The sequence below is a fragment of the Flavobacterium sp. CHNK8 genome (assembly GCF_019774515.1).
Classification (GTDB): Bacteria; Bacteroidota; Bacteroidia; order Flavobacteriales; family Flavobacteriaceae; genus Flavobacterium; species Flavobacterium tiangeerense.
The window spans coordinates 1,205,547-1,219,700 of sequence record NZ_CP081492.1; the positions used below are offsets into that span (position 1 = coordinate 1,205,547).

Here is a 14,154-nt window from a genome sequence, read left to right on the forward strand (position 1 = left end):
ACAAAATAAAAAATCCAGTATTCAAGATTGTATTCTTGTGTACTGGATTTTTATATATAGCTAAAAGTTAATTGCTTTCGTTTAAGACTTTTTGAGGTTCATAACCAAATAATTGGTGCTCTTTAATGATTTCGGCTATACCTGATGGCAACATACTTTCCCATCCTGGTTTACCGTGATTAATCATGTTGAGTACTTCACGAGAAAACACATTTAAGATTGTAGGATCATAATCATCAATATCAACTACTTTTCCATTGAATTTAAAGAATTTGTAGAGTTCTTTCATTCGTGGATGTACCTTCAAATTGTCAGAGTTAATTATTTCACCGTTTTCTCCTATCATTGGATACAAGAAAACTTTCATATCGCGATAGAATAATTTCCCAAAAGCTTCAAGAATTCCTCCGCTTAAATGGCGATAGTATTTTTCGTCAAAAATATCGATTAAGTTATTTACACCTAATGCTAGACCCATTCGAGCCTTAGTATAATTAGCAAAGTATTCTACAACTTTATAATATTCTTGAAAATTAGAGATCATAACGGTTTGCCCTAGTGAACATAAAAGCTCAGCACGATCCATGAAATCCCTTTCGTTAATCTCTCCATCAGAACGTAAATTAGATAAAGTAATTTCAAAAACAACTAGTGTATTGTCTTTATCTACTTTGTTTTCATTCAAAAACATTTTTAAAGACTTTTCATACATATCCATATTTACCTTGGTCACAGGACGAAAACTTCCTCTAAAAGCAAGTATGTTTTTCTTATATAAAATAGCTGCTGGAAGAATATTTTTACCATCTGGGTTGAACATCACGGCATCGGTCATGCCATTTTTAACAAGTTGTAAACTCATCAATCTGTTGTCTACATCCGCAAATCGAGGTCCAGAGAAATTTATGGTATCAATTTCAAGTTGGTCTTTATCAAGGTGATCGTATAAATAACGAAGTAATCTTTTAGGGTCATTGTATTTATAAAAAGCTCCGTAAATTAAATTTACACCTAAAATCCCTAAGGTTTCTTGTTGTAATCTTACATCTGTTTCTTTAAAACGAATGTGAAGTATAATTTCATTGTAATCTTCGTCAGGTTCAATTTGGTAGCTAATTCCTACCCATCCGTGGCCTTTAAATTGTTTAGCAAAATCTATTGTGGCAACCGTGTTGGCGTAACTAAAAAACATTTTATTAGGATGTTTTTCACGACTCAACCTTTGTTCGATAAGGTTTACTTCATGCGAAAGCATTTTTTTTAACCTACTCTCTGTTACATACCTACCGTCCGATTCTACACCGTAAACGGCATCACTAAAGTCTTTATCATAAGCAGACATGGCTTTTGCAATTGTTCCAGAAGAACCACCAGATCTAAAAAAATGTCTTACAGTTTCCTGTCCAGCTCCAATTTCAGCAAATGTCCCATAAATATTTTCGTTCAAATTGATACGAAGTGCTTTGTCTTTTATTGATGGGATTTGTTCGATGATTTTATCACCTTTTAATTTTATCTCTGTATCCATTTTTTTAATTCCTAATATGTTACAAAGTTAATGAAATAGCTTATTATAGAAAGATAATTAACCCTATTTTTGCAAATAAAATCTATTGAATTGAAAGTATATTTTTTAGGAACGGGAACCTCTCAAGGCATTCCCGTTATAGGTAGTAACCATCCGGTGTGTAAGAGTACTGATTTTAAAGACAAAAGGTTGCGAGTATCAGTTTGGATATCGTGGGATGACTATTCTTTCGTTATTGATTGTGGTCCTGACTTTAGGCAGCAAATGCTAGTGTCTAATTGTCAAAAAGTAGATGCTATTTTGTTTACTCACGAGCATGCAGATCATACATCAGGACTTGATGACATTAGACCTTTTAATTTTAAACAAGGAGAGATTCCTATTTATGCTCATACACGAGTAATTAATAATCTTAAGGAGCGTTTTGCTTATGTTTTTGAAACCATAAATAAATACCCAGGAGCACCTTCTGTAAAAACGATAGAGGTCATCAATAATCAGCCTTTTGAACTGGGTGAAAAAATGATCGTACCTGTTGATGTACTTCATGGGAGTTTGCAGGTTTTTGGTTATCGAATTGATGATTTTGCCTATTTAACAGATGTAAAAACAATCAGCAACGAGGAGGTTTTAAAATTGAAAAATTTGAAAGTTTTAGTGATCAATGCCTTGCGAGAAGAGCCGCATGATACACATTTCAATTTGAAAGAAGCTTTAGATTTCATAAATTTGGTGCAACCAGAAAAAGCATATCTCACACACATTAGTCATGTATTGGGCTTTCATGAAGAGGTAGAAAAACATCTTCCTGATAACGTGTGTCTTGCTTATGATAATTTGGAAATTATAATTTAATTAAACTAAAAATGAAAAAATCATTCTTATTGTATTTGACTATTCTCGCAGTTTTATTTTCTATTTTTACGTACATGTTCTTAAGTAAAGAGGTTACATTTGAACAAAAACGTTACGATAAAACGACTAAAAAATTGAGAGATAGCATTGCATTATTATCAAATGAGTTGCAAAATGCTAATTACTTTTCGTTAGAAAAAAATGAAAATGCACAAAATTATTTTGAATCTGGGTCGAATGATAAAATGATTCAATATGAAAAATTAATTCCATTTGTAACTGAAAAACTTTTGGACTTTAATGCTAACCCAAAAGGGAATCCTTATACCGGTCAAGATCAAATAGGGGCAAATAAGTTTATCATTAACAAAGTGAAAATTTTAAATCACCGATGGATTATTGCTGATTATAGCGATGGAGAAATGTGGGGAGAGGTTTTGCTGAAATACTTTGTGAATGATGATGAAAGTATTTCATTTGAAGTAAATCAATCATTCATATATCAGAAATAAAAAAAAGTCGCAGTTGAAATTAAATTTAACTGCGACTTTTTTATTTAATTTTCAAGTAACCAATTCTTGAAATCATAAAAGTTTTGTGGTGCTACACCGTGTCCCACCGGATATTCTTTGTATGTAGTGTTAATGCCTAAAGTTTCCATCACTGATGGTGTTTTTCTTGCCCAATCAATAGGTATTACTTGATCAACGGTTCCATGTGATGCAAATATTTTCAAAGTATCAAAATTGTTTTTTTGATAACCGTCTTTAATAATCTCTGCATTGAAATACCCGCTCATGGCAACGATTTTCTGGACTTTTTCGGGGTAGGATAAAGCAACAGCATAGCTTAAAATTGCTCCTTGGCTAAAGCCAATTAAGGCAATATTTTGCGCATCAATGGGATAAGTTGCGGTTAATTCGTCTATAAATTGAACAATAACATCTCTAGATATTATGGCTTGATTGTGATCTGAAAATTTATTCTCATCTGCATCAAAGTTGATAGCGTACCAAGCGTAGCTTCCGTATTGCATGTCATACGGAGCTCTAGCCGAAATTACATAATACTGCTCCGGAAGTTCTTCGGCAAATGAAAATAAATCAGCTTCATTACTTCCATAACCATGTAGGAGTAACAAAAGTGGGTTTTTGTCTAAAATTATTTTGGGTTCTCTTATTTTGTATTCAAGTGATAATGCCATTGTTTTTAAGATATATTTGAAAGCCATTTTTGATAATACGTACCTAACAGCGGTACCGGTCTTGTTTCTCCTTTTATTGCGCTTGTGATTCCGTATGACCACAATACAAATGTAAAGATCCACATGGGTGCTGAGATCATTAAACTATCAAAGTTACTTATGATCAAACCGAGTGAAATAAAAGTTAGTGTGATTCCTAATCCTTGCCTGATATGAAATGATGCAAATTCATTTTTATCTTCGGAATTCATGGACATGGCTATAAAAACGCCAATTCCTAAAATGTAGCTTGTTATAGCAGCTGTTTTACCAGATTCGGTTTGGTTTGAATTCATTTTTTTAAGCTAAAATTAATTGGTTTTGATTGATAATTCCGTAGACTTTTCCATTCAGTTCAGTCCCCAGAAATGCGGAGTTTTTTGATTTTGATAAAATGGATGATTTGCTAAAAACACTTTTAAAATTAGGGTTGAACAGTGTGAGATTTGCTTTTGCACCTTTTGCAATAATTTCTTCGGGTATACCAAAGGTTCTTTTACCAGAAGTTAATTTCTCAATAACTACTTCAAGTGGTAAAACGGTCATTAGGGCACCAAAACAACTTTCAAGACCAATAGTACCATTTTTTGCTCCATCAAATTCCATTTTTTTATGTTCAATATCTATCGGATTATGATCGGTAGTAATCATGTCTATTGTTCCATCAAGGACTCCATTGAGTAAAGCTTGACGGTCACTTTCGGTTCGTAATGGAGGTGAAACTTTAAATCTGGTGTCAAATTCTTGTAGTTTTTCGTCAGTGAGTACTAAGTGGTGTACAGCAACACTACAACTGACCTGAAGGCCTTTTGATTTAGCGGCCTTAACTAATGCTATAGATTTTTCAGTAGATAAAGTAGGTAGGTGTAATTTTCCTCCTGTGTACTCTAGTAAATATAAATTTCTAGCAGTGTGAATTTCTTCGGCTAGATTTGGTATGCCTTTTAACCCAAGTTGAGTTGATACAATTCCTTCATTTGCAACTCCATTACCTTTAATATGTTCATCCTGTGAAAAAGCAATTATCAATCCATCAAAGTCTTGAACGTATTGCAATGCAATTTTTAGTAAATTGGCATTTTCGGTACTTTTATTATAATCACCAAAGGCTACTGCACCAGCATTTTTCATGTCATATAATTCGGCAATATCTTTTCCTGCGCTATCTTTTGTCATAGCGCCTATGGGATAGAGTTGCGTTGCAGTCTGCGTTGCTTTGCTTTTTACAAAATGTATTTGGGATTGATTGTCAATTACAGGATAGGAGTTAGGTTGTAATGCAATGCTTGTAAATCCGCTTTTTGCCGCTACTTGTAGCCCGTTAAGTATGGTTTCTCGATCCTCAAATCCAGGTTCTCCAAGAGAGACACTGCTGTCAAACCAGCCTTGTGAGAGATGTAAATTATCTAGTTTAATTTCTTGAATTTTATCTGGATTTTCAAGATTAGTTCCTATTTCTTGAATGTATCCATCTACAATTAAAAGATCTGAAATGGTGTTATGAAATGAACTTTTTGGGTCAATAATTTTTGCATCTCGGATAATTAATTTCATATTTAAGGAACTTTTTTTATGATTTGACAAATTTGAGAATTGCCATTTCTAAGAGTAGAAATAGTAGTGCAAATATAACAAACCATTTCCAAATTTGGTTATCGGTTCGGTTTGTTTGTAAAGCATTAAAGAATGATGTAATAGATGATTCTTGGTTCAAATCAGCTAGTACGTTATCATTGTTTTTAATTAAATCACTCTCTGATCTTGCGTAGTTGAAACTGAGATTTTCGATCCAATCTTTTTTAGAGAAAACACTGAAATTTCCGGCTTGTTTTGGGTAACCATTAAAAGTCATTTTAACCTTAGTACTCAAGATTTGTTGAATGGGAATAAATTGCTCCTCGGTTCCTTTAATGGTTACAATAGCGTCTTTTTGTAAAGCTGCATCTGTAATGTGAGGTGAATTACTTCCTATGGTATATGCAATAACTCCGTTATTTTGATTGTTAATCACCATTTTATAAAACGTAGGTACAATCAATGGCGACTGCTGAAAATTAGAATTTTCAAGATTTAAAGGTGCTGCAAATACGGCTACTGTGGCTACCGAGTTTGTTATGGAGGTGAGAAAAGGACTCTGGTCTTCATAAGATAATGCTGCGGGACTCGAACTACTTAAAGGATAGGATATTTTGGTCTTTGGATATTGAAAATTGGTTATTTTTGATTCGAATACATTATTGAAAATGGGATGATTAAAGTTGATTTTAGTAATTTGCTTTTCGGTTTGTTCTAATGGACTGTATGAAAGTGTACCAAAATTTTTGAAAAATGCGTTGTACGTTTCGATTGAACTTTCTGATGACGGAATTACAACAACGTGTCCGCCCTTTGACACAAACGATTTTAAAGTAGTTGCTAAGGCTTGAGGTATTTCATTCAATTCATTTAAAACAATAGCATCCTGCTGCTCTATACTGTTGTAATCCAGTGTGCTTAAAGAATAGTTTTTATACACAAATTCATCAGGAGTGTAAATTCGGGTTAAGAAATTACTTTTTAATGGATCTCCTACACTAATTACATTTGCTTTTTTATTTTTCGAAATGCTAAAATAAAGGATGTTATCATAAGCAAGACCATTGTCTTGAATAGATATATATCCATGAAATGATTTTTTTGGGATGGTAAAAGTGATATTTTTTTTCTTGCTGTCTAGGTCAACAGTAGTTTTTGCAATTAATTTATTGTTGTCAAAAATGGAAATGGGAACACCAAGAAATTTATCGCCATAGCCAGTGACTTGCACCGTAATTTCATAGAAATTTTCGACCGTTTTACTTATGAACACGCTATCTACAGATGCGTTGTTTTTTTGTTCCGCTTCTGAAAGTATGAATAAAGGATTGATATTTTGATCGCTAGATTTTTCCTGTTTTTCGGTTATTGATAATCCATCTGTAAGGACTACAACATCTTTATTATACGGGGATTTATGAGCTTTTACCTTTGCTAGAATGTTATCTAAATTGAATGACTCAGAACTGTATTTTAAATTTTGCAAATTACTTCGAACTGATTTTATATCGGTGTTCCAAAAGTTTTCAGAATTTGTTAATAATGAAAATGTAGTATTTTCTGGTGTTTCTTCAAGCAGTTCTTGAACAGCTCTTTTTAATAGTTCGCCTTTCTTTCCTTTAGCCTGCATGCTGTAGGAATTATCTAAAATAATGAACAGTTCATTGTTTTTATTTTTACTGTCTTTTGAGGAAAAAAAAGGTTGAGCAAAAGCAATAATAATACATGTCAATAGTAATAATCTGCAGGTTAAAAGAAGCCACTTTTTTATTTTAGAGCTTTTTCTAGTTTGAATGGTGAGTGCCTTTAAAAAACGAACATTCGTAAAGAATTCAGTTTTAAACTTTCGCAATTGAAAAAGATGAACCAAAATAGGTATGAGCAAAAGGAATAAAAAATATAAAACTTCAGGGTGCTTAAAATGCATACTGTGATGGTATTGACTAGAATGTGTTAAAACTCCAATGGATTTCATTGTTGATAATGGAATCAAAAATACAAATTTGTTGACAGTTTATCAGCACGTTTGGTAAATTTTGAATAATAAATAATTTTACATTTGCGTGCATTTAATCTTTATTTTAGCCTTATTGCAAATTTTTACACAATGAAAAAATCTTTAGTTTTCTTGATACTCCTTGTTTTTAGTGTTACGGTCAAAGCGCAGAATAAGAAATTCAATTTATTAATTGGAACCTATACTCAAAATTGCGACAGTAAAGGTATTTATGTTTATGACTTTGATACTTCAAATGGAGATTTCAGTTACAAAAACGCAACTGATAAGACAGTTAATCCAAGTTTTTTAACCGTATCCAGTCAAAATAATTTCGTGTATTCTGTTAATGAATTTGGAAAAGAAAGTACAATTAGTGCTTTTAATTACAATACTTCTAGCGGCGCTATTCAGTTATTAAATAAGCAAAGTGCTATGGGTGCTGATCCTTGTTATATTATTAATGATGACAAAAACGTCATTGTAGCAAATTATTCTGGAGGTTCAATCAGTGTTTTGGAAAAAAATAGTGACGGTACGCTCCAAGAAGCCAAACAAGTCATTCAACATTACGGAAAAGGATTGAATCCCAAACGCCAAGAAGCGCCTCACGTGCACATGGTCTCTTTTTCACCTGATAAAAAATTTGTTTTGGCGAATGATATGGGAAATGACAAGATTTATACCTATTGTTACGATCCACTTGCAAAAACCGATGTACTGCAAATAAAAGATAGCATCTCCGTAACAGCAGGAAGTGGACCACGGCATTTAACTTTTAGTAAAAATGGCAAATTAGTTTACGTTCTGCAAGAGCTTAGTGGTATGATTACAGTGTACAGTTATAAAGAGGGTAAACTAGTTAAAAGAGATGAAACGTCTATATTAGCAGGAGGTTTCAAAGGAAATTTTACAGCTGCAGATATTCATTTTTCTCCTGATGGAAAGTTTTTATATGCTACTAATCGTGGCGATGCCAATACCATTTCAATATTTAAAGCCAATCTTAATGGTAATCTCAAATTAGTGGAGCATGTTTCAACATTAGGAAAAGGACCGCGTAATTTTGCAATAGATCCTACTGGAGCTTTTTTACTTATTGCGCATCAATATTCAAATGATGTAATTATTTTTAAAAGAAATAAAAAAACGGGCACGCTAACCAATACGGGCAAAAAAATAGAATTGTGTGCGCCTGTTTGTCTTGTTTTTACAGATAATAAGTAAATGTATTATACTAAAAAGGGCTGTTGTAGTAGCCCTTTTTAAGTAATTTATTTTTTATCTTTTCGTTTTTTATCTCTGGTCTTCAACATGTTTCTATTAACAGATCCGTGTGTTTTTTTCTTAGTAATTCCAGGTCCTCCAAGATTTACCTTTTTATTTTTCTTGCTTTTTTCCTGAAAAGCACCATCACCGGCTAGTTTTTGTTTTTTCATCAAAAACTTAATAGGTTGTCTTTCTTTCTCAGGCTCAATTAATTTTGAGGATACTTCAACAGTTTCTGGGAATGCTTCAATAGTAAGTTCCATATCCATCAGGAGTTCTATCTCAATTTTAAACTCCTCTTCGCGTGGAGCAATTAAACTGATTGCAGTACCTGTAGCATCTGCACGACCAGTTCTACCTATACGGTGCATGTACAATTCCGGCAATTCGGGTATTTCGAAATTGACCACATGTGTTATATTAGAGATATCTAAACCTCTAGCCATAATATCTGTGGTAATCAAACCTCTTAAATTTCCTTCTTGAAAAGAGGCCATGGTGCTCAAACGATAGTTTTGTGATTTATTAGAGTGAATGACACCAAACTGTCCATCAAAATCTTCTTCTATGCGATCATGTAGTAAATCGGATATTTTCTTGTTGTTCACAAAAACAAGAACGCGACTCATATCTGGTGTGGTAGATAATAAGTGTTTTAATAAATTAACTTTCGTGTTAAAATTAGGAACGTTGTAGGTGATTTGTGTAATGTTTTCTAACGGAGTTCCTGACGCAGATAGTGTAACTTCTTCTGGATAATCAAAGAAATCATTCAAAATAGCATCTACTTCATCAGTCATGGTGGCTGAAAAAAGAATGTTCTGACGTTTCTTTGGCATCATTGCCAAAATGGCGGTAAGTTGCGTTCTAAAACCTAGATTTAGCATTTCATCAAACTCATCAATTACGAGTTTTTGCATTTCCTCAAATCGGATTACGTTATCCAATGTTAAGTCCATTATTCGGCCGGGTGTTCCAACTAATATGTCGCAACCTTGGTAAACAGTTGTTTTTTGTGTATTGATGTTTACACCACCAAAAATACCAATAGTTCGAACCGACATGTATTTTGTCAATTTCTCAACCTCTTCCACCACTTGCACTACAAGTTCGCGCGTAGGTACTAGGATCACTATTTTAGGAGTATGTCCAGGAGTAAATTTGTATAATTTGAGTAAAGGAAGTAGGTAAGCAAATGTTTTACCTGTTCCCGTTTGCGCAATTCCCATCATATCTCTACCAGACATGATTACTGAGAACGTTTTTGCTTGAATAGGGGTAGGTGTTGTAAATCCTAAATCATCGATCGCTTTCTGTACGGATTTAGGAAGATTGAATTGCTCAAAAGTAGTCATTTGCTTAATTTTTTTGCAAAGATAGTCTTTTTGAAAGTAATCAAGCAAATGTGCTAATTTACAGTCTTTTTGTTACCGGTGAAGGTATACATGCGTTTTGGTAAACGTTTCAAAAACCTTCAAAAACTCCTAATCCAAACAAGGCAAAATCATACTTTACAGGATCTTGTGCATCAAATTCGCGAAGTTTAGCGTCTAATTCTACTAGAGCTTTTCCATCATTTTGTTTTCGAGTAAGCAATCCCAGTTTTCTAGCCACATTACCAGAGTGTACATCAAGCGGGCAAGATAGGGATGCCGTTGAGATGTTTTTCCAGATGCCCAGATCAACGCCAGTTTTGTCATTCCGAACCATCCACCTTAAATACATATTGATTCTTTTTGCTGCCGAATTGTTCAAAGGATCTGAAACGTGTTTTTGAGTTCGTGCGAGATGAGGGATAGAAAAAAATATTTTTTTAAATTTGGAAATACTATTTTGCATCGAATGAGGCTCTTGATTTTTGGCAAAAACCGTTTCTAGTCCACCGTGATGGGAATAGATGTTTTGTAAAGATTGGATGAATCCAATGAAATCTTGACCATTAAAAGTACGATGAACAAATGTATGTAACCGTTCTAAATCAGCGGGAGTGTGTGACATCACAAAATCATAAGGTGCATTGCCCATCAAGTCCAGCATGCGATGCGAATTTTGTATGATCATTTTACGATTCCCCCACGCAATGGTAGCACTTAGAAAACCAGCAATTTCAACATCTTCTTTTTGTGAATAAAGATGCGGAATTTGAACAGGATCACTTTCTATGAAATCTAAGGTGTTGTATTGTAAAACTTTGTCGTCTAGAAAATCTTTTAATTCTGTTGTAGTCATTATAAAGGAGGAAAGGTATAATAAGAAAGAGTGTGTTTGTAACGGCTGTTCATAGCCAAGATAGGAACGGCATCTCCCGATTTTAAAAAACAAGGCTTTTTCGGCCGTAGTTTTTATAATCGGGAATACAGTGGATAGCTGGAAAAAGCTCCTAATTACTAATCAAACCATCCACCATGACTAGTTTTCTATCGGCCATATTAGCGAGTTCTTCATTATGAGTTACGATCACAAATGTTTGTCCGAATTCATATCTTAGTTTAAAGAAAAGCTGATGTAAATTCTCTGCTGATGTGGTGTCAAGGTTTCCTGAGGGCTCATCTGCAAAAATAACCGCTGGTTTATTGATTAATGCTCTTGCCACGGCTACGCGCTGCTGCTCTCCACCCGAAAGTTCATTTGGTTTATGATTTATGCGGTGCGAAAGGCCCAAATAGTCTAATAATTTTTTTGCCTCTTGCTCTGTTTCGCCTTTTGGTTTGTTGGCAATAAAGGCTGGAATACAAACATTTTCAAGTGCAGTAAATTCAGGAAGTAGTTGGTGAAACTGAAATATGAATCCTAAATTTAAATTTCTGAAAGTAGATAAAACTTTGTCATTCATGGTCAAAATGTCTTGACCATTGATGAATAAGGAGGTAGTTGTTTTTTGAATATCTGTGTTGGGTAGCGAACTGGGTTTGTCTAAGGTACCTAAAATTTGTAAGAGTGTTGTTTTTCCTGCTCCCGATGACCCTACAATAGATACAATTTCTCCTTTTTTAATATGCAAATCAACTCCTTTGAGTACATGTAGTTTATCGTAGTATTTATGTATATTTTTGACTTCTATCATTTTATTCTGTTTTTACAAAGAAACAAAGATTTTAAGGATTATGAATTGGAAGTCACTAATTTTTCAGTTTGACAAACTATAAACTTTAGTTAAGAATAGGTCTAAGGTGTTTGATAATAAATAACTTTGATTAAAATTTGAAGTATGAAAAAAATAATTGGATTATTGATCGCCCTTTTGCCCTTTTCATTTTGTGCCAAAGAAAAAAATGTAATTGTACCTAAAAGTTTAGAAACAAAAAATATGGAAAAACAAGGAGATTTAGAGATTGCAACTTTTGCAGGAGGTTGTTTTTGGTGTACCGAGGCAGTATTTTTGCAGCTTGACGGAGTTAGTAAAGTAGTTTCAGGCTACATTGGTGGGAACACTGTAAATCCTACTTATAATGACATTTCTACCGGAGAAACGGGACATGCAGAGGCTATTGAAATAACTTTTGACCCAAAGAAAATAAGTTTTGGAGAATTATTAGAGATATTTTTTGCCACGCATGATCCTACAACGCTTAACCGTCAAGGTGCTGATGCAGGGACGCAATACCGTAGCGAAATTTTTTATCACAATGATAATCAAAAACAGTTGTCACAGGATTACATTGCCTTGATGACTCAAGAAAATACTTTTGGTAAACCTATTGTGACTAAAATATCAGCTGCCACAAAATTTTATGTTGCTGAAGACTACCATCAAAATTACTACAACCAAAACAAAACGCAAGGGTATTGTAGTTATGTAATTACTCCAAAAATTGATAAGTTGAAGAAAATGTATCAAGGAAAGCTTAAAAAATAATTGGCATTAGATTTGTATATTGTTCAATAAATATAAATTGAATACTTATGATACAACCTGTTGCTAATGATGAAGCAAATAACAAAACAAGAAATCTTTTGTTGGGAATATTGTTTGATGCTATTGGGATGCTTTCTTTTACCATTCCTCTTCTTGGAGAATTTTCAGATGTAGTTTGGGCACCTTTAGCAGGTTTTTTAATGACTTGGATGTACAAGGGTACAATTGGTAAAGTAGGAGGAGTAGTTGCTTTTTTAGAGGAAATTATACCTTTTACTGATTTTATTCCCACATTTACCTTAACGTGGATATACACGTATTTAATAAAAAATAAAAATGCCTCTTAACGAGGCATTTTTTATGATTTAAAAAGAAATCCGAGTCCTAATCTTTTGAGCATTTTTTTCTCAAATGCCCAAAAGAATTTGAATTGCCCAAATATAAAACCAATACAAACTAGCAGTACTTGGTAAATAGGGAATATTAAAATCAAACGTACAGGAATAATCCAATATCCCAAAGAATCTTTTGTTATACCAAGCCAAGTACAAAACGGTTTAGATAACCAAGCTGATGCTGATCCGGTGATAGCAAAAACAATTAAAATTATTATGAATTGGAAATTTGTTTCAATTCCCCAACGTTGTTTGAGTTTGTTCATTTTTATTTATAATGAATACAAATATAGTGAGATTATCTCAGGGGTACAAAACCAAAAAGTTTTTGTTTGTACGTGTTTTGGAAAAAAATCATGTAGTTGTATATCAAATAATTTACTTCATACCCGTAATTTATATTAGGGTCATAATTAATTGTCATTTCGTATAAATTAGGATTAAAACGCTGTGGTTGCAAAACACGATTGTTCCACTCGGATACATAAAACCTATTTTTAGTTTCTAGGAAAGCTTGAGAGTGATAATTTCTAGGTAAAGCGGTAGCATTAAGCCAAGAATTAAAGCCGGGTTCAATAATGATTACCTCGTACTCTAGCTCATCATTTGCAATACGAATGGTATCATTTGCTGATGTAGTAATTTTATCTTTTACGGTATTTACTGGGGATGCAGTAGCGCAACTGTAAACTATAATAACAAGAATTCCTAAAAGAAATAGATAACGTTTCATAATTGAAATTTTACATTAAATTTACAACTATATTCTCTTTTTTTAAAAGCATTTAACAAAAAAAAAATCACCTAAGTAGGTGATTTGTAATGTTTTTTATTTTCCAAATAGTTTTCCTAGAATTCCTCCTAGTCCACCACCTTTTCCAGATACGGCTGCCATTGCATCGCTAATATCAACTTTTCCATCAGCATTTTGATCTAAACCAAATTGTCCCCCATATTTTGAAATGGCATCCATAATTCCAGATCCTTGAGCTCCGCCTCCAGATATAGCTGCAATAATATCAGAGATTTGAAAACTACTATCATTAGGATCCTTTGCTTTGTTTACCAATGAGCCAAGGATTTGAGGAATCAAACTTCCTGCAACACCTGATGCTGCATCTGCATTGATACCAAATTTTTCTCCAAGACTTCCAGTAAGTTGTTCAGTAAGCTTTTGAACTACAGGATTTGAAGCGTTTTGAGCATTATCTCCTTGAAACAAAGAAGCCAATTGTTCTACACCGCCTTCTGAAGCAATTTTCTGTAAACCAGAAAAAATGGAGCTACTAGCTTCTTCAATAACTGCCTCATTTTGTTCGTTTGGAATGGCATTGTTTTTAACAACCGACTCGACTCCAAACTGTTGTGCTAATTGTGTTAATTGTTCTAACATAGGTTTTTGTTTTGTTTAGATATCAAATCTAATAAAAAAAAGGG

General features: G+C 33.4%; 16 protein-coding genes. 5 read left to right on the top strand and 11 right to left on the bottom strand.

Features of this window, described 5'->3' with window-relative positions; all coding sequences use genetic code 11:
* Window positions 1–67: 67 nt before the first annotated feature.
* On the bottom strand, window positions 68–1,528 hold the full coding sequence (locus K5V07_RS05135; protein ID WP_221916648.1) for a TonB-dependent receptor: 1,461 nt from the start codon (window positions 1,526–1,528) through the stop codon (window positions 68–70).
* A gap of 90 nt (window positions 1,529–1,618) precedes the next feature.
* On the opposite strand from K5V07_RS05135, the gene K5V07_RS05140 reads away from it, so the two are divergent.
* Together K5V07_RS05140 and K5V07_RS05145 are read left to right on the top strand one after the other, a co-directional pair.
* Complete coding sequence (locus K5V07_RS05140) at window positions 1,619–2,383, top strand: MBL fold metallo-hydrolase (RefSeq protein ID WP_221916649.1); 765 nt, start codon at window positions 1,619–1,621, stop codon at window positions 2,381–2,383.
* A gap of 11 nt (window positions 2,384–2,394) precedes the next feature.
* The gene (locus K5V07_RS05145) at window positions 2,395–2,895 is read left to right on the top strand and encodes a hypothetical protein (RefSeq protein WP_221916650.1); all 501 of its coding nucleotides are present in this window, start codon (window positions 2,395–2,397) and stop codon (window positions 2,893–2,895) included.
* A gap of 44 nt (window positions 2,896–2,939) precedes the next feature.
* Here K5V07_RS05145 and K5V07_RS05150 read toward each other — a convergent pair whose 3' ends face one another.
* Genes K5V07_RS05150 through K5V07_RS05165 form a run of 4 tightly spaced genes read right to left on the bottom strand, consistent with a single transcriptional unit; the run spans window position 2,940 to window position 7,128 of the window.
* Entirely contained in the window at window positions 2,940–3,587 is a 648-nt protein-coding gene (locus K5V07_RS05150; protein ID WP_221916651.1) for an alpha/beta hydrolase, read from the bottom strand.
* 5 nt (window positions 3,588–3,592) lie between these two features.
* Window positions 3,593–3,922 (bottom strand): hypothetical protein, encoded by a 330-nt coding sequence (locus K5V07_RS05155; RefSeq protein ID WP_144892445.1) that lies wholly within the window; start codon window positions 3,920–3,922, stop codon window positions 3,593–3,595.
* Window positions 3,923–3,926: 4 nt separating this feature from the next.
* Window positions 3,927–5,180 carry a dihydroorotase family protein gene (locus K5V07_RS05160; protein WP_221916652.1) on the bottom strand — a complete coding sequence of 418 codons (1,254 nt, stop codon included), beginning with the start codon at window positions 5,178–5,180 and terminating at the stop codon, window positions 3,927–3,929.
* Between the two features lie 16 nt (window positions 5,181–5,196).
* Window positions 5,197–7,128 (bottom strand): BatA and WFA domain-containing protein, encoded by a 1,932-nt coding sequence (locus K5V07_RS05165; RefSeq protein WP_221918144.1) that lies wholly within the window; start codon window positions 7,126–7,128, stop codon window positions 5,197–5,199.
* Window positions 7,129–7,308: 180 nt separating this feature from the next.
* Between K5V07_RS05165 and K5V07_RS05170 the strand changes: the two genes are divergently transcribed.
* Window positions 7,309–8,424 carry a lactonase family protein gene (locus tag K5V07_RS05170; RefSeq protein WP_144892439.1) on the top strand — a complete coding sequence of 372 codons (1,116 nt, stop codon included), beginning with the start codon at window positions 7,309–7,311 and terminating at the stop codon, window positions 8,422–8,424.
* A gap of 47 nt (window positions 8,425–8,471) precedes the next feature.
* Here K5V07_RS05170 and K5V07_RS05175 read toward each other — a convergent pair whose 3' ends face one another.
* The 3 genes from K5V07_RS05175 to K5V07_RS05185 all read right to left on the bottom strand — a co-directional run bounded on the left by K5V07_RS05175 (window position 8,472) and on the right by K5V07_RS05185 (window position 11,530).
* Entirely contained in the window at window positions 8,472–9,821 is a 1,350-nt protein-coding gene (locus K5V07_RS05175) for a DEAD/DEAH box helicase (protein WP_221916653.1), read from the bottom strand.
* Window positions 9,822–9,930: 109 nt separating this feature from the next.
* The gene (locus K5V07_RS05180) at window positions 9,931–10,695 is read right to left on the bottom strand and encodes a TIGR02757 family protein (RefSeq protein WP_221916654.1); all 765 of its coding nucleotides are present in this window, start codon (window positions 10,693–10,695) and stop codon (window positions 9,931–9,933) included.
* Between the two features lie 151 nt (window positions 10,696–10,846).
* Window positions 10,847–11,530: an ABC transporter ATP-binding protein gene (locus K5V07_RS05185; RefSeq protein ID WP_221916655.1), complete on the bottom strand. Its 684-nt coding sequence runs from the start codon at window positions 11,528–11,530 to the stop codon at window positions 10,847–10,849.
* Window positions 11,531–11,674: 144 nt separating this feature from the next.
* Here K5V07_RS05185 and msrA point away from each other — a divergent pair, with 144 nt between their 5' ends.
* Complete coding sequence (msrA, locus tag K5V07_RS05190) at window positions 11,675–12,322, top strand: peptide-methionine (S)-S-oxide reductase MsrA (RefSeq protein WP_221916656.1); 648 nt, start codon at window positions 11,675–11,677, stop codon at window positions 12,320–12,322.
* Between the two features lie 47 nt (window positions 12,323–12,369).
* The gene (locus tag K5V07_RS05195; RefSeq protein ID WP_221916657.1) at window positions 12,370–12,669 is read left to right on the top strand and encodes a hypothetical protein; all 300 of its coding nucleotides are present in this window, start codon (window positions 12,370–12,372) and stop codon (window positions 12,667–12,669) included.
* An 11-nt stretch (window positions 12,670–12,680) separates the two neighbouring features.
* Here the strand turns inward: K5V07_RS05195 and K5V07_RS05200 are convergent, their stop codons facing one another.
* The 3 genes from K5V07_RS05200 to K5V07_RS05210 form a co-directional block, all read right to left on the bottom strand.
* A complete protein-coding gene (locus K5V07_RS05200) occupies window positions 12,681–12,983 on the bottom strand; it encodes a DUF6787 family protein (protein ID WP_086453193.1) in 303 nt (100 codons plus the stop codon).
* A gap of 32 nt (window positions 12,984–13,015) precedes the next feature.
* The gene (locus K5V07_RS05205; protein ID WP_221916658.1) at window positions 13,016–13,450 is read right to left on the bottom strand and encodes a DUF6146 family protein; all 435 of its coding nucleotides are present in this window, start codon (window positions 13,448–13,450) and stop codon (window positions 13,016–13,018) included.
* A gap of 96 nt (window positions 13,451–13,546) precedes the next feature.
* Window positions 13,547–14,110: a DUF937 domain-containing protein gene (locus K5V07_RS05210; protein ID WP_182650358.1), complete on the bottom strand. Its 564-nt coding sequence runs from the start codon at window positions 14,108–14,110 to the stop codon at window positions 13,547–13,549.
* Between the last annotated feature and the right edge of the window lie 44 nt (window positions 14,111–14,154).